This window comes from Marinobacterium sp. xm-d-579, assembly GCF_013282935.1.
Taxonomy (GTDB): domain Bacteria; phylum Pseudomonadota; class Gammaproteobacteria; order Pseudomonadales; family Balneatricaceae; genus Marinobacterium_E.
In genome coordinates this window covers 163573-185324 of sequence record NZ_WBYP01000001.1, presented here as the reverse complement: position 1 = coordinate 185324, position 21752 = coordinate 163573, and the positions used below count along the sequence as shown (strand labels likewise).

The following is a 21752-nucleotide window of genomic DNA, read 5'->3' as shown; positions in this document are numbered from 1 at the left end:
ATTGTGACAGTGATACGACATGGCTCCATTCCGTAGAGCTCGGGTTACTGTTTGTAGGTTTTCAGGAAGGTGCCAATTCTAGAGATGGCATCTTCCAAGAGTCTTGGTTCCGGTAAAAATACAATCCTAAAGTGCTGAGTATCCGGAAGGTTGAAACCGCTACCATGCACAATGAGCACCTTTTGCTGCTGAAGTAGATCCAGTGCGAATTTCTCATCGTTGCTGATGGGATGGATCTCGGGATCTAACTTCACAAAACAGTACATTGCACCTTTGGGTTTAACGCAGCTGACACCGGGGATCTCATTTAGCATCTTGTAGGCGATATCTCGCTGATCGCATAGGCGACCACCAGGAACAATCAGTTCATTGATCGATTGGTAACCGCCTAGCGCGGTTTGAATGGCATTCTGCGCCGGTACGTTTGCACACAGACGCATGTTCGCCAGCATCTCTAAGCCTTCGATGTAGTCGGTTGCCGTGTGCTTAGGACCACTTATAAACATCCAACCTGAACGGAAGCCCGCCGCACGGTAAGTCTTGGATAATCCGTTAAACGTACAGACCAACACATCATCTGTCAGTGATGCGATCGAGGTGTGTTTCGCTTCGTCGTAAAGAATTTTATCGTAGATCTCGTCAGCAAAGATGATCAGATTGTGTTCACGCGCTAATTCGATAATCTCTTTAAGGACCGATTCTGGGTACAGCGCACCAGTTGGGTTGTTGGGGTTGATCACTACTATCCCACGGGTGTGCTCAGAAATTTTGCTGCGAATATCCTCTATATTTGGGAACCACTCGCGCTCCTCGTCACACTGATAGTGAACCGGTGTACCCCCTGCTAGGCTGACGGCTGCGGTCCATAGCGGATAGTCTGGTGCAGGGATTAACATCTCGTCGTTATCGTTGAGAAGCCCCTGCATTGCCATCACGATCAGCTCTGAGACACCGTTCCCAATGTAGATATCTTCAATGGTGACATCTTTGATGCCTTTGCGTTGTGACTCCTGCATGACCGCTTTACGAGCTGCAAACAGCCCTTTTGAATCACAATAGCCCTGCGCGCTTGGCAAGTTGTAGATTACGTCTTGAACAATCTCGTCAGGGGCATCGAAGCCCCATGGGGCCGGGTTACCGATATTCAGTTTTAAAATTTTGTGGCCATCCTCTTCCAAGCGTTTTGCTTCTTGAAGGACAGGTCCACGAATGTCGTAACATACATTGTTGAGTTTGTTGGACTTTCTAATCTGAGACATCGGTAGAGCTCTTCTCACGGGGAGATTAATTTAAAGGGGATCGATTTGAGTAGAATACGTCGTACTACCAACGTGTTGATAAGCAAACCGTGTTAGTTGTAACTATACGACTTTGCTCGGTTTGGGTATAGAGTTTACCGAGCTCTTAGAGAGGTTTTTCACAATGCAATATGATGATTTAAAAGACGATGAGTACTGGCGAGATAAATTGTCACCTGAAGAGTTCTACATATGTCGCCAGAAAGGGACAGAGCGCGCTTTCACTGGGGCCTATTTTGATGAGAAGCGATCAGGTCTTTATCGCTGTAAATGCTGTGATGCTGAACTCTTTGATAGCTCTCTGAAATATGATTCTGGATGTGGTTGGCCTAGCTTCTTTGATGAGTTGGGTGAGGGTAGGGTGGATCAGCATCCCGACCATTCACATGGTATGGTGCGTACAGAAATCACCTGCAGTCAGTGTGGATCTCATTTGGGGCATATATTCCCCGATGGTCCACAGCCAACCGGTGTTCGCTACTGTGTTAACTCTGCATCTCTTAACTTTGAACCGGATCACTGATGAAACCTTTTTCACACCTTCTGCAACAGGCTAAGCATTTTTACCCCGATTGGAGCGATGCCGAGCTGCTGGGTCCACGGGCGGCTAATCGGACAGAACTTATGGCAACACCGGACGATCGTATATTGTCGGCGATGACCTGGCGTATCTTCTGTGCAGGGCTCAAGCGCTCGTTAGTGGACGGTAAGTGGCCCGCTTTTGAGAAAGCATTCTTTGGTTTCGATCCTGAAAAGGTCTCGTTGATGAGTGATGATCACCTTGATGCCTTAATGCAGAACAGGGATCTCATTCGCCACTTTGGAAAAATTAAAGCAACTCGTATCAACGCTTTGATGATTCATGAGGTCAGTCAAAAACAGGGTAGCTTTGGTCAGTTTTTGGCTGATTGGCCGGTCGAGGACACCGTCGTTGGCTTATGGGCCTATCTGAAAAAAGAGGGATCACAGTTGGGTGGTAACTCAGGAGCCTATGCACTTCGAATTGTCGGTCGCGACAGTCCAGTCCTGACAGATGATGTAGTGGTCGCGTTAAAGGCGCAGGGCGTTGTTGATAAGCGTCCCTCGGCTAAACGTGATCTACTTCTGGTTCAAGAAGCATTTAACCAGTGGCGTAGCGAATCTGGCGTTGATCTGTGCCAAATCAGTCGTCTTTTGGCTAGGTCGATTGGTTAATCGATCTCCTAATCAGTTGGGTCACTGGTGATGGATACAATTCACCTGGCTGAGAAAGCTCTCTAGATCTTCAGCAATGACACTGAACTTTTTCTGTCCTGGCTTCTCTAGAAGCACACGACCTGTGTCGCTCTCCACCGAAAGAATCTGATCGCCATCCGGTTCAGTAGTAGCAAAGAAGAAGCTGATGTTTTGTCGCAAGCGTCTTTTGTTCAGAGCATGGCCAATGAGGTTCTCTCTTAAGCGCTCCAGATCCTCAGGGTTCCAGACAAAGATGAGACTTAATTCGCCCTCGGTATGGGTTGCTAAGATGGGTTGTGACCAATAACTGGTGTAGTAATCAATGATCGATTGGGGAATCTCTATCTCTAGAGCTTCTGAAAGTCGCTCAAACATGTCCAGAGTCGAGTTATTGATAGGGCTGGGTAACCACTCAGACTCTTGGTCAACCTCATAGCCTGGCAGCAGTGCAGGGCTCAACCAATCCTCTTCAACCAGAAGTGTTGGATTACCCTGTTGTTTGCATTCGGTTTTGAATTCGTCGAAGAGGCGAGTCAATTGAGCGGTAACGGCGGACATGTCATTTCTCTCTAATTTATCCAGCGCGTAGGTTAACAAATAATCAACCTTCAGTTTGGTTTAAAAAAATCGCTATTTTTTAGAAAAATATCGGATAAAGGTTTGACTCTGATCGAAAAGCCATTAAAATTCGCACCCTGTTCTTGAGCAGCAATGCTCAGTTACTGCTGGAGCGGTAGTTCAGTTGGTTAGAATACCTGCCTGTCACGCAGGGGGTCGCGGGTTCGAGTCCCGTCCGTTCCGCCATTTATGAGATTGCAGTCCTCTAATTCTGCACTTCTTGTAGGAGCGATCTTGCAAAGGTCGCGATTTTCGCATCGTCTTCGACAATGCTCCTACAGATACGGCGTAAGCCACCGTTATGGGCGAATAGCTCAGTTGGGAGAGCATCTGCCTTACAAGCAGAGGGTCGGGGGTTCGAACCCCTCTTCGCCCACCATAACGGAGCGGTAGTTCAGTTGGTTAGAATACCTGCCTGTCACGCAGGGGGTCGCGGGTTCGAGTCCCGTCCGTTCCGCCATTTAAGAACTTACAGGTTAGAATACCTGCCTGTCAGCTCTTAAGAATTCAAGGGCCGCTAAGTCCCGTGAGTTCCGCCATTTATGAGATTGCAGTCCTCTAATTCTGCACATCTTGTAGGAGCGATCTTGTAAAGGTCGCGATTTTCGCATCGTCTTCGACAATGCTCCTACAGATACGGCGTAAGCCACCGTTATGGGCGAATAGCTCAGTTGGGAGAGCATCTGCCTTACAAGCAGAGGGTCGGGGGTTCGAACCCCTCTTCGCCCACCATAACGGAGCGGTAGTTCAGTTGGTTAGAATACCTGCCTGTCACGCAGGGGGTCGCGGGTTCGAGTCCCGTCCGTTCCGCCATTTTGAGATTGACAAGTTAGAATACCTGCCTGTCAGCTCATGTGGGATGTTCAGGGTCGCTAAGTCCCGTCCGTTCCGCCATTTACGAGTTCGCAGTTCTCTGATTCTGCAGCTTTTGTTGGAGCGATCTTGAAAAGGTCGCGATTCATCGCATCGTCGATGACAATGCTCCAACGAATTAGCACACGCCTACGATATGGGCGAATAGCTCAGTTGGGAGAGCATCTGCCTTACAAGCAGAGGGTCGGGGGTTCGAACCCCTCTTCGCCCACCATATCGAGTTCTGATTCATGCAGATACCTTCAATCTCTATCGAAACTATAAATCTACCTAACGGCTTTAGTTTTGATTTATTGCGTCTAGATCAAACTGATCGTCTGATTTCGGGCAATAAGTGGTTCAAACTGCTCCCTAATCTCTCTAAACTCAACCTTGGTGATCTAGTGGCCAGCTTTGGAGGTCCTCACTCCAACCATATTCACGCACTGGCCTACGCGGCACAGAATCTAGGGCTTAAGTCGGTTGGTTTTATTCGCGGTGAACCTCAATCCACACCAACACTTGAGGATGCTAAAGCCTGCGGCATGCAGTTGATATTCATCGATCGTGACACCTATCGTGAAAAGCCTACTCAGTCGCTGGCGGATCAATATCAGTTAATCAATCCCTACTGGATACCGGAAGGGGGAAGTAATCATAGCGCCGTCGAAGGCTGTGCCTCTATCTGGCATCAAGCCTGTTTGCAGAATCGCGTCTACGATCAGGTCTATGTGGCGGTGGGATCTGGGGGAACTTTGGCGGGTTTAGTCGCTGGAGCGCCTGATGGAGTCGAGCTGATTGGGTTGTCTGCTCTAGGAAGCCTCGCCGACCTAAATGAACGTGTCAGTGAGCTGCTGACACAAGCAGGTCATCTTCAAACGGAGCAATCCGTGCAGTGGTCTATTGAGGTGGCTCTGCAGCAACGCTATGGCAAGGTGACTGCTGAACTAGCGGCCACTCAGGTTCGAGCTCAGATTCTAGGTCTACTGCTAGACCCAATCTATACCTTGCGAGTATTCCACTATCTGAATCGTCAGTATCTCAAGCATCGTTTAACAGGGAAGCGTCTACTGATGGTTCATACCGGAGGTTTGCAAGGTCTTAGGGCTCAGCAAGAACGTATCAACCGTCTGGCAAATGAGTTTGTCGGCCCTCTCCCTTTTTAACGGCTTTTAACACCTAGGTCGGCTAACGTTCTCCCTCTACAAGCTTTATACTGCTGTCTAATCATTCATTGATATCCGCAGGGAAACGCACAGGGTATGTATCAATTTCGCAATATTGGTCTTATAGGCCGCTTAGGAAGTAAAAAAGTCATCGATACCATGAAGCAGCTCATTCGCTTTCTTGAGCAGCGTCATTTGAACATTGTCATTGACGATAAGATTTCAGAGCTAATGCCTGGCCATGGTCTGCAGGTCTCGCCGCAAAAGCTGATGGGCGAAGTGGCTGATCTTGTGATCGTAGTGGGTGGTGACGGAAGTCTGCTTGGGGCTGCACGCTCATTGGCGTCGTCAAATGTGCCTGTGTTGGGTGTTAACCGCGGTAATCTTGGCTTCCTAACGGATATTAAACCTGAAGAGATCGAAGAGATGGTCGATCAGGTTCTAGAAGGCCACTACGTAGTTGATAAGCGTTTCTTGCTGGATGTCACCGTGAAGCGCAATGGCGAACCCATCGCCGAGACAACGGCCCTTAACGACTGTGTGTTGCACCCAGGTAAAGCGACTCGAATGATTGAGTTTGAACTCTGGATTGAAGGTCAGTATGTCTACACCCAGCGTTCAGATGGTTTGATCGTCGCAACACCAACAGGATCTACCGCCTACTCACTGTCAGCCGGTGGTCCTCTGATGCACCCTAAACTGGACGCGTTGGTCTTAGTTCCAATGTTCCCGCATACACTATCAAGCCGCCCAATTGTGGTAGACGGTAACTCTGAGCTGAAACTGGTGATCAGTGAAAATAATGAAACATACCCGTCCGTAGCCTGTGATGGCCAAAGTAACATCGCTTTGGCGCCTGGTGATACCGTGACGATCAGTAAGAAGCCACAAAAGCTGCGCCTGCTCCACCCAGAAAACTACGATTTTTACAGCACCTGCCGGACCAAGCTCGGTTGGAGCTCAAAGCTCTGGGATAAGTAGTTTTGCAGAGACAGGGTATAGATTTAATTGGCGATATCCACGGCTGCGGCGAGAGTTTAAAGCTTCTGCTCAACCGCATGGGATACAGGGAAATTGATGGTGCATACCGTCACCCTAACCGCCGCGTTATTTTCCTCGGTGATGTAATCGATCGTGGTCCACGCATTGTTGAGACCTATGAGATCGTTCGGGCCATGGTGGAAAAGTCGGGCGCCGAAATTGTCATGGGTAACCACGAATACAACTACTATTGTTATAAAACGCCTAAGGGTGATGGTAGTGGTGACTTTCTTCGTGAGCACACGCCCAGACACCAACGCATTGTTCAAGAGACTTTAGATCAATTTGCTCATCGTCAATCGGATGAACAAGAGCTGTTGGATTGGATTGAGTCGATTCCACTGTTCATCGAGCATGATGATCTGCGAGTGGTGCATGCCTGTTGGCACTCAACCTTGATCAACCGTTTAAAAGAGCGAGTAGGTTCTGCTCCAGTCGTGGATAAGCAATTTCTTTTGAACTCTGTCAAACCGCACAGTTTTGAGTTCTTGGTCATGGATCGATTGACCCGTGGCACCCATTTGCGACTGCCCAACAATGAAGTGATGATCAGCAAAGATGGATTTAGACGCCACTTCTTCAGAACTCGTTTCTGGGCGCAAGAGCCTAAACGAATGGGGGATGTGGTGTTTCAACCTGATCCTTTGCCGGAGCATATAGCTCGTACCGAGCTAACACCCGCTGATTACGTGGATCTGCAGTTCTATTCGCGCGATGAGCGGCCACTGTTTATCGGCCACTACTGGTGTGAAGGTGAACCTAAACCGGTTGCCGATAACATCGCCTGCCTAGATTACAGTGCGGTTAAATACGGTAAGTTGGTGGCCTACCGATTCGATGGTGAAAAGACGCTCGATAGCAGCAAGTTCATCTGGGTCGATGTCGATGCGGAGTTCCCGCGCTAGTGGTTCCTGTGGTTAAAACCGATCTAACGGTCGATCTAACAGAGTTCACCCAATTTTTATGGGCTAACGCCATTCCTCATCGGGTGGTGGAAGAGGGTGACAGCCAAACACTCTTTGTTGCGGCCCACATTAACCGCGAAAAAGTCCTCGAACTCTTTCAATATTGGCGAGAGGGTGGGGATCTCGCTAGCATCAATGTGCAAGTTCACAACCCTAAAAGCCGATCCCCCTTTAAAATTTCAGAGCTAAAACAACTGCCTGCGACGGCTTTACTGATTTTCCTATCGGCCATCATCACGCTGCTCATCGATTTCGGTGGCAATGCCAGCTGGATGGTGAGATTCAGTTTTGCCGACTTTACACTCAGCTCCAGCCAGATTGAGTATCACACACTGAGTACTATGCTCTCATCGGGAGAGTTGTGGCGGATTTGGACTCCGATGTTTATGCACTTCTCTCTGCTACATATCTTGTTTAACCTGCTTTGGGTCTGGATGATCGGTGGTTCGATAGAGCGCCTTCAGGGGACGACCCACTTCTTGCTGCTGGTGCTTTTCTCGGCAGCTCTCTCTAATCTGGCTCAGTTTTGGGTGACGGGCCCGCTCTTTGGTGGCCTCTCTGGTGTCGTCTTTGCTGTGTTGGGTTACACCTGGTTATGGGATCAATTGAGCAGTAGGCCATTGTTTAGGCTCCCTAAAGCGCTGTTTGGGTTCATGATTTTTTGGTTGGCTCTGGGATATACCGGAGCGCTGGAATTCATAGGTTTAGGGGCTATTGCTAATACCGCTCATTTGGCCGGTCTGCTGTCGGGTTTGGCCTTCGCACTGATTAGCCGAGTTTGGCTGCCCAAATCCTCTTAAAAGCCAGTATCAAAAGCCCTCTCAAACGATCCTCTCTATGGTATTCTGAACGCTTGAAATTTGAATGAATGGGTAGCGGTTTGAATTACGAAAAAATGATCGAAACCATGACGCCTGATGTCTATCAGGCGCTCAAAGTGGCCGTTGAAATTGGTAAATGGCCCAATGGTGAAAAACTATCTCCTGAACAGCGTGAGACCAGTATGCGTGCGGTCATTGCCTATGAGGTGGCGCGTGATATTCCAGAGGATCAGCGTGTAGGTTTCATCGATCGTACTCGTCCTGATGGAAAACAGCATGGTTCGGATCCAATGCAGCCTGACGTGTTGAGAATCCTAACCGATGACTAATGACGCTTTATCGCTGCGAGCAGAGGGTATATTGGAGAAGATGCGAGTGCATCTCGACTCTCCTGTCCGTTATGAGCTATCCCTGAACGGCGAGGCTGGTCCGTTAGTGAATGATTTTATTGGCCAACCCATTCGCCTTGAATACATCGGACAAATCAACTGCCTCTCCTGTGGTCGTAAATCCAATAAAAGTTTCAATCAAGGTTTCTGTTACCCCTGTTTCAAAAAACTTCCGGGCTGTGACACCTGTATCGTTAAGCCTGAAACCTGTCACTTTGCCGAAGGAACCTGTCGTGATGAAAGCTGGGGTTTGAAGAACTGTTTTGCCCCGCATATCGTCTATCTTGCCAACTCTTCAGGGCTCAAGGTGGGCATTACTCGCCAAACCCAGATCCCGACTCGCTGGATTGATCAGGGTGCTGTGCAAGCACTTCCGATTATGGAGGTCGATAACCGCCTGCAGTCAGGTCTTGTTGAAACGATATTTGCTAAACAGGTGGCCGATAAAACCAATTGGCGTGCCATGTTGAAAGGCGATGTTCTGCCTCTTGATCTGAAACAGGAGCGCGATCGTCTGTTTGAACTCTGTGATGAGCCCTTGCAACAGCTCATCAGTGCTCAATCTGGCGATGCGATCCGTAAGCTGGATGCAGAGGTCGTTGAAATTAACTTCCCAGTGCGTAACCACCCCACCAAGGTAACCAGTTTTAACTTTGATAAAACGCCCATTGTAGAGGGCATCCTAGAAGGGGTTAAAGGCCAGTACCTCATGTTAGATACGGGCGTGATCAACCTGCGCAAGTTTGGCGCGTACAACATTAAATTTTTCGCGTGATTGGAGAGACAATCTTGAGTGAACAACCCAACACAATTTATCTAAAAGATTACCGTGTTCCTGAATTTTTGATCGACTCAGTAGCGCTTCGTTTTGAATTGGATGAAGAGGAGACGTTAGTCTTTGCAACATTGCAGATGCGCCGTAACCCCGAATCTCATCTTCGCAACGCCCCTCTGATTTTAAATGGCGATAAAGACCTTCAGCTCAAACGAATCTGCATTAATGACCAACAGGTGCCTGAAGGCGAGTATAAGGTCACGGATGAGTCACTGACGATTGAGGTTGTTCCTGATAAATTTACTCTGCAAACGCTCTGTCGCATTCAGCCACAGCTGAACACTGCATTGGAGGGTCTCTACCGTTCGGATGGTGTCTTCTGTACCCAATGTGAGGCAGAGGGCTTTAGACGCATCACCTATTACCTTGATCGCCCTGATGTGATGTCCCTGTTTGAGACAACCATCATTGCTGATCCCGAACAGTATCCCGTGTTGCTATCAAACGGTAATGCCGTTGATAAAGGGGTCACTGATGACGGACGTCATTGGGCTACTTGGCAGGATCCACACCCCAAACCCGCCTACCTGTTTGCTTTAGTGGCGGGTGATTTAAGCTGCATTGAAGATCAGTTCACAACAGCCTCTGGACGTGAAGTTCAGCTGCAAATTTTTGCTGAACCTAAAGATCACGACAAGCTTGCCTATGCGATGGACTCCCTAAAGAGATCGATGCGCTGGGATGAAGAGGTCTATGGCCGTGAGTACGATCTTGATATCTACATGATCGTGGCCGTCGACTTCTTCAACATGGGTGCGATGGAGAATAAAGGCCTCAATATCTTCAACACCAGTTGTGTATTAGCCAGTCAAAAGACCACTACAGACCTTGGGTTTCAGCGAGTAGAGGCGGTGGTTGCTCATGAGTACTTCCATAACTGGTCAGGCAACCGTGTCACCTGTCGTGACTGGTTCCAGTTAAGTCTTAAAGAGGGCTTTACCGTCTTTCGTGATGCGGAGTTCTCGGCCGATATGAACTCGCGAACCGTGAAGCGAATCGAAGATGTGACACTGCTGAGAACGGCACAATTTGCTGAAGACGCTGGCCCCATGGCGCATGCGGTGAGACCGGAATCGTTTATCGAGATCTCAAACTTTTACACGCTGACCGTCTATGAGAAAGGCGCAGAAGTGGTGCGCATGATCCATCAGCTTTTGGGTGAAGAGACCTTCAGAAAAGGGACGGATCTCTACTTTGATCGTCATGATGGCCAGGCCGTTACGACGGATGACTTTGTGGCCGCGATGGAAGAGGCTTCAGGACGCGACTTAACACAGTTTAAACGCTGGTATTCCCAAGCAGGTACTCCTGTGGTTGAGGTCTCTGATCAGTGGGATGCTGCATCAGGAACCTACCAGCTGACCTTTAAACAGAGCTGCCCAAGCACTCCAGGTCAAGATCATAAAGCACCCTTCCATATGCCCATCCGTTTTGGACTGCTCACACAGGAGGGGACGGAACTCTCTTCAGGTGTTTTGGAACTTACGGAAGAGGTACAGAGCATTAGTTTCGAAGGCCTTTCTGAACAGCCAACTCCGTCTCTGCTTCGCGGCTTCTCAGCACCGATTAAGTTGCGTTTTAACTACACGGATGAGCAACTGCTGCATCTGATGCGTTTTGATACTGACGGCTTTAACCGTTGGGAGTCGGGACAGCGCTACTTAGTGAACAAACTGCAAGCAGGCATTGCGGGTGCGGCGGTCGAATCCAACGCAGCGCTTTTAGATGCTTGGCGAGCGTTACTGGAAGATGAGTCCTTAGATGAGGCGATGCTCGCTAAGTTATGCACCTTGCCGAGCGAAGCCTATCTGAGTGAATTAGCTGAGGTCATTGACGTTGAAGCGATTCACGCGACTCGTAAAGCTTTTGTCAAAGCCCTAGGCAAAGCCCTAGCACCAGAGTGGTTGGCAGTCTATCAGCGTTGCACCTCTAAAGAGGCTTACCAACCAACTGCAGATCAAGTGGCTAAGCGCAGTCTGAAAAATTTAGCCTTGAGTTACCTGATCGCGGCTAACTATGAAGGCGCCATTGAGTTAGCAATGGAGCAGTTCAACAGCGCTGATAATATGACCGATCAACAGTCTGCACTGGCGGCACTGGTTCACTCTGAAGATGCCCAAGCAGCTAAACAGGCGCTTGCGGCATTCAAGCAGCAGTGGTCAGGTGAAGCGCTGGTGATGAACAGTTGGTTCTCACTGCAGGCCTGTGACTCCAAAGAGGGCGCTCTGGATCGAGTTAAAGCACTTGAAAACGATGAGCTATTTGATGCAAAAAACCCCAATAAACTGCGCAGTCTGATTGGTGCTTTTGCCAGTGCAAACCCAGTTCAATTCCATGCGCCGGATGGCTCGGGTTACCAATACTTGGCTGATTGGATCATTCGCTTGAATGAGCAGAACCCTCAAATTGCATCGCGAATGTTAACGCCTTTAACTCGCTGGAAGCGCTATACTAGTGATAAGCAAAAGTTAATGAGAGCTCAACTGGAACGCATCATGAAGCAGAAGGCGCTGTCGCCCGATGTTTATGAAGTCGTCAGTAAGAGCTTGGTGTAATAGGAGTCATTGGTATGGCTATCTCTATCGATTCTGCGATTAAGTTTGATCTGCAACAGAACTACCGTCGTTACCTGAACTTTCTAGATCAGTACGGGGCTGAAAACGATGCACTGAAAAATGCGCGAAGCTCTAAGGTCTGGATTGTTGCATTGGTGCTACTGATCTTCGCTCTAGCCTCTGATTTCTTCTTAGGCGCGAGTGCTGCTCTGTTTGGTATCTTCTTCTATCGAGTCGTGATGGCTTGGTTGGAGGTGAGAAAAGCGGAAGAGGGGCGTGAACAGGCAGAACGCTGGTTCTCGACTAAGGGGTTTAAGTTCGAAGGACGCATACTCTTCTTCAAAGAGGACGAAATGCTGGAAGAGCCTGTAGATCCTTTTGATGAGCGAATCTACAAATAGTCTCAATCCCAAAGGGGCAGATCATTGATCTGCCCCTTTTAGTTTAAGCGTTATCCTCAAGGATCATGTCAGACGCTTTCTCTGCAATCATAGTGATCGGTGCATGAGTATTACCCGAGGTAAGGGTTGGCATCACTGAACCATCCACTACGCGCAGACCGTCAATGCCGTGCACTCTCAATCGCGCATCCACAACGGACATCTCATCACTGCCCATTTTTGCGGTGCCGACCGGGTGGAATATTGTTGTACCGACATCACCTGCGGCCTTCGCGAGCTCTTCATCCGATTGAAGCTGTGCGCCCGGTTTTAACTCAATTGGATTAAATTCACGTAAACGCTGAGTCGCCATTAGCTTGCGAGCGTGGCGTAAGCTATCTGCTGCAACCTTGCGATCGCCGTCCGTCGAAAGGTAGTTCGGTTTAATTGCTGGCGGAACATTAGGATCGGTCGATTGAATATGACAGGTACCGCGGCTCTCTGGACGCAGGTTACAGACCGAGACGGTGATAGCCGGAAACTCGTGCAGATCCTCACCGAATTTCTCAAGCGATAGAGGTTGAACGTGATACTCAATGTTCGCCGTAGCATGCTCATCCGAGGATTTAGTAAAGATACCGAGCTGACTGGGGGCCATTGACATTGGGCCTGAACGTTTTAAGAAGTATTCAGCCGCAATTTGCGCTTTACCCAACAGGGTTGACTGCCACTCATTCAGAGTTTTTGTGTTTTCAACGGTGTAGATGGTTCGCAACTGTAGGTGGTCCTGTAGGTTTTCACCGACACCAGGGAGCTCGTGCACCATCTCGATTTTGTGCTCCGCTAAAACCTTGGCAGGGCCAATGCCAGAAAGCTGTAGAATTTGTGGCGAATTGATCGCACCGGCACTGAGCAGTAGCTCTTTATCGGTCGTTACGCTCGCAACTTGCCCGTTAACGATGAGATCAGCACCCACAACGCGTCGGTTTTCAATACGCAGCTTGGTGACTTGAGCGTGAGTCATAATGGTGAGATTAGGACGTGCTTTAACGGGGTTGATAAAGGCTTTGCGTGCATTCCAGCGAATGCCATTTTTTTGGTTAACTGGGAAATAACCTGAACCCTCATTATCACCACGGTTGAAGTCTGAGGTTTTCGGTACATCAACCTCTTCAGCCGCCTCTCGAACGGCTTCTAGAATCGGCCAGCTCAAGCGCTGCTCTTGAACGAACAGTTCCCCTTTATCATTGTGGAACTCATCAGCGGGTTGGTAGTGTCGTTCAGAGCGTTTGAAATAGGGAAGAACCTCTTGCCAGCTCCAGCCTTCATTGCCTAATGATGCCCACTCATCATAGTCACGCTCTTGCCCACGCATGTAGATCATGCCGTTAATCGAAGAGCAGCCCCCCATTACTTTACCGCGAGGGTAGATAAGTGAACGACCATTAAGCCCCTCTTCGGCATCGGTTGAGAAACACCAGTCAGTTTTTGGGTTGCCTATACAGTAGAGGTAACCCACTGGAACATGTACCCAAAACTGGTTGTCACTGCCACCCGCTTCAAGCAGAAGCACACGAGTATTTGGATCTTGACTCAAACGGTTGGCTAATACACAGCCGGCAGACCCAGCGCCAACGATGACGTAATCGTAAGTTCCAAGATCTTTGACAGTAGACATGGCGTTATCCTTTCTATGCTTATTAGTGTGTGCACCATCTTATGATTATTTGTGCAGTAATTTTTGATTATTTTGCTGGTTTGTTGTGCTAAATTGCACAGATGATGGATGATAAATTGAATTGGAACGATCTGCGTTACTTTCTCGAGGTCGCTCGCGCGGGTCGTTATTTGACTGCAGCAAAACGAATGGGCGTGAACCATACAACGGTGTCGCGTCGAATAGCCGCTCTTGAAGATGCGTTGCAAACCCCACTGTTTGAGGCGGATGATAAAGGCTTGCACCTCACTCCGGCCGGTGAAGCTGTTTTGCCTCTGGCTCAACAGTGTGAAGACATTACTGTCTTGACCAAAGAGAGAGCGGCTTCAGATCAGCGATCCCTATCCGGGAACCTAAGAATTGGGGCGCCAGATGGTTTGGGAAACCTCTTTATAGCAAATCAATTAACCCATTTTGTCCATCGTAACCCTGATCTAAACCTACGCTTGGTACCCGTTCCACAGAGCCTTAACTTGATGAAGCGTGAGGTGGACATAGCGATCACATTGGAGCCCTCTGAGAGGCGGGATATTCATTGTAAGAAACTGACGGACTACCAGCTTTTTCTCTATGTAGGTCGTGAGTATCTGCAGAATAATTCCGTAGATTTAGAGGATATTGAATCGGTTAAACAGCACCCGTTTGCCGGTTATATTCCCGATATACTCTACACTGAGCAGTTAGGGTTTAACCGATTGATCGATGACCAACTGATTGAGCGCTTTCAGGGGGCAACCGTGATGTCCCAATTCCAGTTTATTGCTAATGGTGGAGGGTTTGGGGTGTTACCCCATTATATGGTGCAAGATGACCCGCGTTTTGTTCAGGTTCTGCCAAAGGAGATTAGCTTTATACGAAGCTACTGGCTGCTGACGCCTCTAGAGCTGAGGCGTCGCGCCAATGTTCGTTCTATCTCAACTGAGTTAGAGCAGTTAATCGCGCAGCACAGAGATCAGTTTTTGCCGCGCTCCTGAAGGTATCGTTCGACCGTATCGACAATCGCTTGCGTTTGAGGGTCGATCTCTAGGTTGATCAGATCACCTACCTTAGCTTTGCCAAACAGTGTGCGCTCCAAGGTTTCTGGGATTAGCCAAACAGAGAAACGGTCATCCGTTACTTGCGTCATCGTCAAACTACAGCCATTCAGTCCGACAAACCCTTTATCCAATAGATAGGGTGCCCATTGGCTCGGACGATCAAACTCAACTCGGCAATTGGTCTCTGTCTTTTCGATCGCTGTTATCGCTACTCGGTCGCAAATATGGCCCGACATTAGGTGCCCACCAATCTCATCGCCAATCTTAGCGGCACGTTCAAAATTGACCAGTGACCCGACCTGCAAATCGCCAAGGTTGGTCAGTTCTAGTGTCGATTGGATCGCATCAAACTTGGCTCTGTTACCTTCAAATGAGGTAATCGTTAAACAAGTACCATTAAGTCCGACACTGGCTCCGATCTGGAAGTTATCACAACAGTTTTCCGGGAACTCAAGCTGCAATGTCATAAAATTATCGGCTGGGGTGAGGGCAGTGACTGTCGCCACACCTTGAACAATACCAGTAAACATTATCGATTCTTCCTTTAGCTTTAGCAGTCCGAACGCTAGCATGGGACGTAGATAAAGCAAACAGTTAAGGGTTTAACAGCATGCACATTCTTTTGACAGGCGGTACAGGGTTTATTGGTGATGCAGTCGCTAGAGCGCTCGTCGCTCGAGGTGACCGAGTCACTCTATTGATACACAAACGATCCTCGAAAGTGGCCGGTGTTCAAACAATCTCAAATTTGTCTGACTTGAACACCGCTGTCGATGCCATTGTCAATTTAGCAGGCTTACCGATCGCTGATAAACCTTGGACTCACTCGCGAAAAGTGACCCTGCGTGCCAGTCGTGAAGGAGTTACGGGGCAGTTAGTGCGTTGGATTGCTCAACAAGAGGTTAAACCCAAGGTGCTAGTCAGTGGCTCAGCGATCGGTTTTTACGGGGCGACTCGCAGTAATCAGACGCTTTCTGAGGCGGATCAACCTCTGGTTCAAGACTTCTCCAGTGAGCTTTGCAAAAGCTGGGAGAACATTGCCTTAAGTGCTGAACAAGAGGGTGTCAGAGTGGCGCTACTCAGAACGGGCATCGTGCTTGGTAAGGGTGGCGCCCTGAAGAAGATGCTACCTGCCTTTAAACTGGGCTTAGGTGGTCGCATTGTCGACGGCCAGCAGATGATGTCCTGGATTCATCTAGACGATCAGGTCAACGCCATTCTATTTTTGATTGATAACCCTGATGCGAGTGGGCCATTCAATTTGACCTCACCTAATCCAGTCTCTAACCAAGTATTTACAGAGGAGCTTGGCAAAGTTTTGAGGCGTCCAACCTTTTTGCCAATGCCAGCTTTTATGCCCAAGTTGATGCTTGGTAAAGAGGGGGCTGCACTGCTGACGGAGGGCTTGGCTGTGATTCCTTCGAAGTTGACTCAGCACGGATTTGAGTTCAAATACCCTTCACTCGATCAGGCCTTAACCGCTGTTATCTAATCCGTTAACTTTTGGGTGAGCGTTTTTCAGACTCGAGTGTTTGAATTTGCTCCAACGAAGTCACCGCTTTATTGAGGTTTTGTTCTATTCGCTCTAAACGAGCTTCAAGCATCTGAAGGCGTCGCACCATGGCGTCTTCCCGGTCATTTTTCTCCTCTTCCTCTTTTTCGATAAAAAAGACAGAGAAGCTTGCGGTCAGCATTGAAAAGATCGCGATGCCAACCAAAATTAGAAGCATGCCAACGATACGCCCCTCAAGGGTGGTTGGAACAAGGTCGCCGTAGCCGACGGTTGTCATCGTGACCCAAGCCCACCAGAAGCCATCGATTGGGTTTTTAAACGCCGGATCCAGTCCAGAGATGAGGAAGGCAGCTAGTATCAGAAATCCTAGTGCGATCGCCAGAGTTACTCCAAGGTTATGCCGGCCTAACACCGAGCGAAGATCGCTAGATAGTCGTGTGAATATACTGGCAAAAATCAGCAGCCTAAGTGATCTTAAGACCCCGCTTTGCAGGCCTAAAGCGTTCAATAAAATCGGAATTCCGGTCAGCACGATGACCAGGCTCATCCAGTTGCCTTTTAGGTATCGCAGTCTGTTGTCTACTAACGCCAACATAACTACCAGATCTAAGGTAAAAAAGCCCCAGATCACCCAGTCGTTCAAACCGATAATGGCGAGCTGTTCGTGATGGTTTGTGGTTTGAAAATACCAGTCGATCAGTATCCAAAACGCCAGAAACAGAAGTGGCCACTCAAAAATGCTTCCCCACTGTTTGGCTCTGTGGTTCTCTCTAACATCAACGCCTTGGACCCCTAAAATGCCCATTAAACGGTTGTGCTTATTGTGCTGAGTCACCGGCTGATCTCCTGAATAGATAGATGAATATTATTTATGACACCGGTGACTTAAGCAAACTGTCATTCAGATTGACCACTCTGTATAATTCGCACAACTAAAATTTCGATTGGATAATCATGTTATACGACTTAGCCCGCTCTTTGATGTTTCGCTTAGATGCCGAGAAGTCTCACGACCTTGCACTGAGCAGTATGAACTTGGCCGCCGATCTGGGTATGCCGAAGCTTCTTGGTGCGAAAATGGTGGACGCTCCGACGGAAGTCATGGGGATTCGTTTCCCCAACCCCGTTGGATTGGCCGCGGGTCTGGACAAGAACGCGGGTGCTATCAACGGTCTGGCGGCCATGGGTTTTGGTTTTGTTGAAGTCGGTACCGTGACTCCTCGTCCACAACCGGGCAACCCTAAACCTCGTCTATTCCGTATTCCTGAGCACAGCGCGATCATCAATCGCATGGGTTTTAATAACCTGGGTGTGGATCGCCTGATTGAGAACGTTGAAGCGTCTAACTTTAAAGGCGTACTGGGTATCAACATTGGTAAGAACAAAGATACCCCTAATGAAAATGCGGCCGATGATTACCTAATCTGTTTGCGTAAGGTCTACCCCTACGCTACTTATATAACAGTTAACATCTCCTCTCCGAACACGCCAGGTCTTCGTGATCTTCAGCAGGGCGATAGTCTCAACCTTCTTTTGGACATGCTGAAGAATGAACAAGCCCGCTTGGCAGGTATTCACGGCAAATACGTCCCGATCGCGATCAAAATTGCGCCCGACATGGATGAAGAGGGTTTCGTAACGACTGCTAATCTACTCAAAACTTACGAGATGGATGGTGTGATTGCGACCAATACCACCATTGAACGAGGTGGTGTAGAGAGCTCTGAATTTGCGAAAGAGGCGGGTGGTTTGAGCGGTGCTCCAGTACGCAACCTATCGACTCGTGCGATCCAAATCTTGGCGCGTGAGTTGGATGGTGCTTTGCCTATCATAGGTGCTGGTGGTATCACTGAAGGTTTTGACGCTGTCGAGAAGATCGAGGCGGGTGCTAGCTTGGTTCAGGTCTACACAGGTTTTATCTACCGTGGTCCTAAACTGATCACTGAAGCGGCTGAAGCGATTCGTGATCGTCGTTTGTTGGGACACCGTTAAGTTCAACGCTTTGACACTGAATAGCCGCTATCGATTAGCGGCTTTTTTGTATTTATAGAGCAGTGCTAACGGGATGTGGCAGAAACTATGATCCTCTGGATGAAGTGTCAGTCGGTCCTGGTGCTCGTCATCACTTTTGACGTAGTTGGATAGGGGGAGTACCTCAATAGCCAGCTGTTTATAATCCGCGCGGCTTTTGAGTATTCGGTGTGCTTCGTCCAAGTGTTTGCGCTCTCGACTGTAGATCCCCGTTCTGTACTTAGGCCCAATATCTTGGCCTTGTTGGTTGATGCTGTAGGGGTCGATTATTTCAAACAAGCACTCTATCAGCTCGCCTAGGGCTATCTGTTCAGGGTTGAAGTCGATCTGTACACACTCCGCATAGCCATCGTACCCAACGTCTGTCCTGTTAGACGTGCCATTGGCTCGGCCTGCTTGCGTGGAGATGACGCCAGGAACATGCCGAATGAACTCTTGGACACCCCATAGGCAGCCCCCAGCAAAGTAAATCTGTTCCATTAGCCCTGCTTAACATTGGTGTTTAACTGTGAAGAGAGGATCTTAAAACGAAAAAGGCTCCTATGGGTATCATTAGGAGCCTTACTTGATTAAATGTTGTTAGTGATAACTTGGATTGACCTGTATCGCTGAAACACCTGATTGGCCATTCCAGTGGGCTTCTCGCCCTTCGCGCCATCCTGTCATCCAGTGGCTGCGTAAGTCTGTCGTTGATACCGGACAATCTGACTGTGATTTACCCTCCAGTCCGGCAGTAAAACCGCGTTTGTATAGTGAATTGCTACGTTCTCGTTTCTGTCTTTTCATATATACGCCTCGTATTGAGTGAGTATCTGCTTTCGCAGTGATGTTTTGGCGACAACAATTGGTAGTCACAACCTAGTAATAGACCAGATTGGCAATTTAAAGTAATTGTATTGCTCAATTTAAATTCCCCTTCTAATAGGTTTAGCCTTTTCGCGTCAGCAGCAAAGTCGGCTGAATCAGTGACTTACAGATGAAGCGTAATGCTTTAAAATAGAGCCAATATAGCGGATGAAAATTTTTCATTTCATTCGGCGTTAACCAAATTGAGTGTTGAAATGAAATTATTCGTTACCTGCCCTAAGGGCGTTGAGTCTTTACTGCTAGCCGAGTTGAAGTCGATCGGTATAGAGGGGTTAAAAGAGACTCAAGCAGGGGTTCAGGTAGAGGGTGATCTTGCCACAGCTTATACGATCTGTTTGTGGTCACGTCTTGCAAACCGAGTACTGCTGCTCTTGAAAGAGGCTGATGCGACCTCGACAGAAGCACTCTATAACGATGTTAAGTCGATTAATTGGCTGGAGCACATTCGGGCTGAAGGGACGTTAGCCGTTGATTTTAACGGCCGTAATGAGTCGATCAACAACACCCACTTTGGCGCTCTTAAAGTGAAAGATGCGATTGTTGACTCCGTTCGTGAAGAGACCGGCAGTCGCCCCTCTGTTGCCAAACAGTACCCAGATCTGCGCATCAATGTTCATCTGCGCAGAACGACAGCTCAGGTAGCGATTGATCTATCCGGTGAGAGTCTGCACCGCCGTGGATACCGACTTCAAACCGGTGCCGCACCGCTTAAAGAGAATCTTGCAGTAGCGCTATTAATGCGTGCGGGTTGGTCCAATCAAGGTGACTTTAAACAGCTCGTCGATCCTATGTGTGGCTCGGGAACTTTAATCACTGAAGCAGCATTGATGATGGCGGATATTGCGCCGGGTCTGTTACGTCGTCGCTGGGGCTTTGATCGTTGGTGCCAACACCAGCCGTCTATCTGGCAAGAGATCTACCAAGATGCAAAACAGCGCCGTGAAGCAGGGCTAAACAGAGAGGGTTACCCTCGTCTAAGTGGTTTTGATGCCGATTCAAGCGTTCTGCAGCGTGCAAACAACAACGCTCAAGCCTTAGGTGTCGAATCACTCGTCCATTTTGAACGTTGTGATCTGGCCAGCTTGTCACTTCCAACGCCTGAAGATAAAGGGCTGTTAATTACTAACCCCCCTTATGGTGAGCGATTGGGTGATCGTTCAAGTCTAAGATTTCTCTACAGCCAGCTGGGTGATTTCTTAAAAGCCCAAGCGCATCACTGGCGTGTGGGGGTGTTCACTTCGAACCCTGAGCTTGGCAAGGTGATGGGTCTGCGTGCAGACAAGCTCTACAAGCTCTTTAATGGCGCACTGCCCAGTCAATTATTGCTATTTACCGTCTACCCGCAGGAGGGTGTGCCGCAAAACAGTGCAGATTCCGATTCGGATGTTGTGCACCAAGATAGTGCAACCCTATCTGAAGGGGCTCTAATGTTAGAGAACCGACTTAAGAAAAATCTTAAACAGCTCTCTAAGTGGGTGAAACGTGAGTCAATCGAGGCATACCGAGTCTATGACGCTGATTTGCCAGAGTACGCGGTCGCTATCGATCGATACGCTGATCAGATTGTGGTTCAGGAGTATGCGCCGCCTGCGAAAGTCGATCCTGTAAAGGCCTTTAAGCGACTTCAAGATGTGATGGCCGTTGTAGGAAGAGTGTTTGCTTTGGGCACAGACTCGATTGTATTGAAACAACGCAAGCGTCAGCAGGGCAGCGATCAGTATCAACGACAGACCGAACAGGGTGAGACGCTGACGGTACAAGAGCATGGCTGTCTGTTCGAGGTCAACCTAAGAGATTACCTAGATACAGGTCTTTTCCTAGACCATCGTCCTGTTAGGCAACAGATTCAGTCTCTCGCTAAGGGTAAACGTTTCCTAAATCTTTTCTGTTACACCGCTACCGCCAGTGTCCATGCGGCTGCCGGTGGTGCGATCAGCACGACCAGTGTCGATATGTCGGCAACCTACCTCGATTGGGCCCGACGCAATTTTGAACTGAACAAACTTGACGCTAAACGTGCTGATTTTGTTCAAGCGGACTGTATTCAGTGGCTTGATCGCCCTCGTTCAGAGACCTTCGATCTCATCTTTATGGATCCACCGACCTTCTCTAACTCTAAGAGAATGTCTGACATCCTAGATGTGCAGCGTGACCACGTTATGCTGATTAAAGGGGCAATGGCGTTGCTTGAACCCGGTGGGCTTCTGATCTTTTCAAATAACTATCGCCGCTTTAAGTTGGACTACGAGCAGCTCGACGCTTTTGAGATTGTGGATACTTCTCATCGTACGATTGATCCTGATTTCAAACGTAACTCGAAGATTCACTACAGCTTTGAGATCCGCCATAAGGCATAAAATTCGTTTAATGCCCAAAGTTGGTACGTTACTTGCTAACTAATGCACAGTCTTGCAGCACGGAGTTTGCTGAAAGTGAGTGATTAGTTTTTAAG

21 protein-coding genes and 6 tRNA genes are annotated in these 21752 nt (G+C 48.6%); 20 read left to right on the top strand and 7 right to left on the bottom strand.

Translation table 11 applies throughout. The features are described from left to right. Nucleotides 1-44: 44 nt before the first annotated feature. Nucleotides 45-1259, bottom strand: coding sequence for a pyridoxal phosphate-dependent aminotransferase (locus XMD579_RS00960; protein ID WP_173480565.1), 1215 nt, complete (start codon nt 1257-1259; stop codon nt 45-47). A 163-nt stretch (nt 1260-1422) separates the two neighbouring features. Here XMD579_RS00960 and msrB point away from each other — a divergent pair, with 163 nt between their 5' ends. Next, entirely contained in the window at nt 1423-1821 is a 399-nt protein-coding gene (gene msrB / locus XMD579_RS00955) for a peptide-methionine (R)-S-oxide reductase MsrB (RefSeq protein WP_173480566.1), read from the top strand. Further along, nucleotides 1821-2492 carry a DNA-3-methyladenine glycosylase I gene (locus tag XMD579_RS00950; RefSeq protein ID WP_173480567.1) on the top strand — a complete coding sequence of 224 codons (672 nt, stop codon included), beginning with the start codon at nt 1821-1823 and terminating at the stop codon, nt 2490-2492. The genes msrB and XMD579_RS00950 overlap by 1 nt, the downstream gene beginning before the upstream one ends. A gap of 21 nt (nt 2493-2513) precedes the next feature. Here XMD579_RS00950 and XMD579_RS00945 read toward each other — a convergent pair whose 3' ends face one another. Further along, nucleotides 2514-3071, bottom strand: coding sequence for a SecY-interacting protein Syd (locus XMD579_RS00945; RefSeq protein ID WP_173480568.1), 558 nt, complete (start codon nt 3069-3071; stop codon nt 2514-2516). 169 nt (nt 3072-3240) lie between these two features. Between XMD579_RS00945 and XMD579_RS00940 the strand changes: the two genes are divergently transcribed. The 14 genes from XMD579_RS00940 to XMD579_RS00875 all read left to right on the top strand — a co-directional run bounded on the left by XMD579_RS00940 (nt 3241) and on the right by XMD579_RS00875 (nt 12156). Beyond that, nucleotides 3241-3317, top strand: a tRNA-Asp gene (locus XMD579_RS00940). Nucleotides 3318-3434: 117 nt separating this feature from the next. Beyond that, nucleotides 3435-3510 (top strand) — tRNA-Val (locus XMD579_RS00935). Nucleotides 3511-3514: 4 nt separating this feature from the next. Further along, nucleotides 3515-3591 (top strand) — tRNA-Asp (locus XMD579_RS00930). Between the two features lie 196 nt (nt 3592-3787). Further along, nucleotides 3788-3863: transfer RNA gene (locus XMD579_RS00925), tRNA-Val, on the top strand. A 4-nt stretch (nt 3864-3867) separates the two neighbouring features. Beyond that, a tRNA-Asp gene (locus tag XMD579_RS00920) sits at nt 3868-3944 on the top strand. A gap of 198 nt (nt 3945-4142) precedes the next feature. After that, nucleotides 4143-4218 (top strand) — tRNA-Val (locus XMD579_RS00915). A 16-nt stretch (nt 4219-4234) separates the two neighbouring features. Further along, nucleotides 4235-5149, top strand: a complete 915-nt coding sequence (locus tag XMD579_RS00910; protein ID WP_173505660.1) for a 1-aminocyclopropane-1-carboxylate deaminase/D-cysteine desulfhydrase — start codon at nt 4235-4237, stop codon at nt 5147-5149. A 96-nt stretch (nt 5150-5245) separates the two neighbouring features. Continuing rightward, nucleotides 5246-6130 (top strand): NAD(+) kinase, encoded by an 885-nt coding sequence (locus XMD579_RS00905; protein WP_173480570.1) that lies wholly within the window; start codon nt 5246-5248, stop codon nt 6128-6130. Between the two features lie 2 nt (nt 6131-6132). Then, a complete protein-coding gene (locus XMD579_RS00900) occupies nt 6133-7095 on the top strand; it encodes a metallophosphoesterase (protein WP_173483293.1) in 963 nt (320 codons plus the stop codon). Next, nucleotides 7095-7955 (top strand): rhomboid family intramembrane serine protease, encoded by an 861-nt coding sequence (locus tag XMD579_RS00895; protein WP_173480572.1) that lies wholly within the window; start codon nt 7095-7097, stop codon nt 7953-7955. Before XMD579_RS00900 ends, XMD579_RS00895 begins: the two co-directional genes overlap by 1 nt. Before the next feature lie 80 nt (nt 7956-8035). Beyond that, nucleotides 8036-8305, top strand: coding sequence for a YeaC family protein (locus XMD579_RS00890; RefSeq protein ID WP_173480573.1), 270 nt, complete (start codon nt 8036-8038; stop codon nt 8303-8305). Further along, nucleotides 8298-9140, top strand: a complete 843-nt coding sequence (locus tag XMD579_RS00885; protein ID WP_173484650.1) for a DUF2797 domain-containing protein — start codon at nt 8298-8300, stop codon at nt 9138-9140. Before XMD579_RS00890 ends, XMD579_RS00885 begins: the two co-directional genes overlap by 8 nt. Before the next feature lie 11 nt (nt 9141-9151). Further along, on the top strand, nt 9152-11755 hold the full coding sequence (gene pepN / locus XMD579_RS00880; protein ID WP_173505859.1) for an aminopeptidase N: 2604 nt from the start codon (nt 9152-9154) through the stop codon (nt 11753-11755). 14 nt (nt 11756-11769) lie between these two features. Further along, complete coding sequence (locus XMD579_RS00875) at nt 11770-12156, top strand: hypothetical protein (protein ID WP_173498173.1); 387 nt, start codon at nt 11770-11772, stop codon at nt 12154-12156. A gap of 43 nt (nt 12157-12199) precedes the next feature. On the opposite strand, the gene XMD579_RS00870 is transcribed toward XMD579_RS00875, so the two are convergent. Next, nucleotides 12200-13813: a GMC family oxidoreductase gene (locus XMD579_RS00870; protein ID WP_173484652.1), complete on the bottom strand. Its 1614-nt coding sequence runs from the start codon at nt 13811-13813 to the stop codon at nt 12200-12202. A gap of 116 nt (nt 13814-13929) precedes the next feature. On the opposite strand from XMD579_RS00870, the gene XMD579_RS00865 reads away from it, so the two are divergent. Beyond that, nucleotides 13930-14826 (top strand): LysR family transcriptional regulator, encoded by an 897-nt coding sequence (locus tag XMD579_RS00865; RefSeq protein ID WP_173480577.1) that lies wholly within the window; start codon nt 13930-13932, stop codon nt 14824-14826. On the opposite strand, the gene XMD579_RS00860 is transcribed toward XMD579_RS00865, so the two are convergent. Further along, nucleotides 14805-15419: a riboflavin synthase subunit alpha gene (locus XMD579_RS00860; RefSeq protein WP_173480578.1), complete on the bottom strand. Its 615-nt coding sequence runs from the start codon at nt 15417-15419 to the stop codon at nt 14805-14807. The genes XMD579_RS00865 and XMD579_RS00860 overlap by 22 nt on opposite strands. Nucleotides 15420-15499: 80 nt before the next feature. Here XMD579_RS00860 and XMD579_RS00855 point away from each other — a divergent pair, with 80 nt between their 5' ends. Further along, nucleotides 15500-16381, top strand: a complete 882-nt coding sequence (locus tag XMD579_RS00855; protein ID WP_173505659.1) for a TIGR01777 family oxidoreductase — start codon at nt 15500-15502, stop codon at nt 16379-16381. Between the two features lie 4 nt (nt 16382-16385). Here XMD579_RS00855 and XMD579_RS00850 read toward each other — a convergent pair whose 3' ends face one another. Next, nucleotides 16386-17237 carry an ion channel gene (locus XMD579_RS00850; protein WP_173488591.1) on the bottom strand — a complete coding sequence of 284 codons (852 nt, stop codon included), beginning with the start codon at nt 17235-17237 and terminating at the stop codon, nt 16386-16388. 119 nt (nt 17238-17356) lie between these two features. Here XMD579_RS00850 and XMD579_RS00845 point away from each other — a divergent pair, with 119 nt between their 5' ends. Continuing rightward, complete coding sequence (locus tag XMD579_RS00845) at nt 17357-18394, top strand: quinone-dependent dihydroorotate dehydrogenase (protein WP_173495227.1); 1038 nt, start codon at nt 17357-17359, stop codon at nt 18392-18394. Between the two features lie 27 nt (nt 18395-18421). Here the strand turns inward: XMD579_RS00845 and XMD579_RS00840 are convergent, their stop codons facing one another. Together XMD579_RS00840 and rmf are read right to left on the bottom strand one after the other, a co-directional pair. Then, nucleotides 18422-18913, bottom strand: coding sequence for a peptide-methionine (S)-S-oxide reductase (locus tag XMD579_RS00840; RefSeq protein WP_173505658.1), 492 nt, complete (start codon nt 18911-18913; stop codon nt 18422-18424). A gap of 99 nt (nt 18914-19012) precedes the next feature. Continuing rightward, on the bottom strand, nt 19013-19219 hold the full coding sequence (rmf, locus tag XMD579_RS00835) for a ribosome modulation factor (RefSeq protein ID WP_173480583.1): 207 nt from the start codon (nt 19217-19219) through the stop codon (nt 19013-19015). Nucleotides 19220-19494: 275 nt separating this feature from the next. Between rmf and rlmKL the strand changes: the two genes are divergently transcribed. Further along, entirely contained in the window at nt 19495-21657 is a 2163-nt protein-coding gene (gene rlmKL, locus XMD579_RS00830) for a bifunctional 23S rRNA (guanine(2069)-N(7))-methyltransferase RlmK/23S rRNA (guanine(2445)-N(2))-methyltransferase RlmL (RefSeq protein ID WP_173505657.1), read from the top strand. Nucleotides 21658-21752 lie beyond the last annotated feature (95 nt).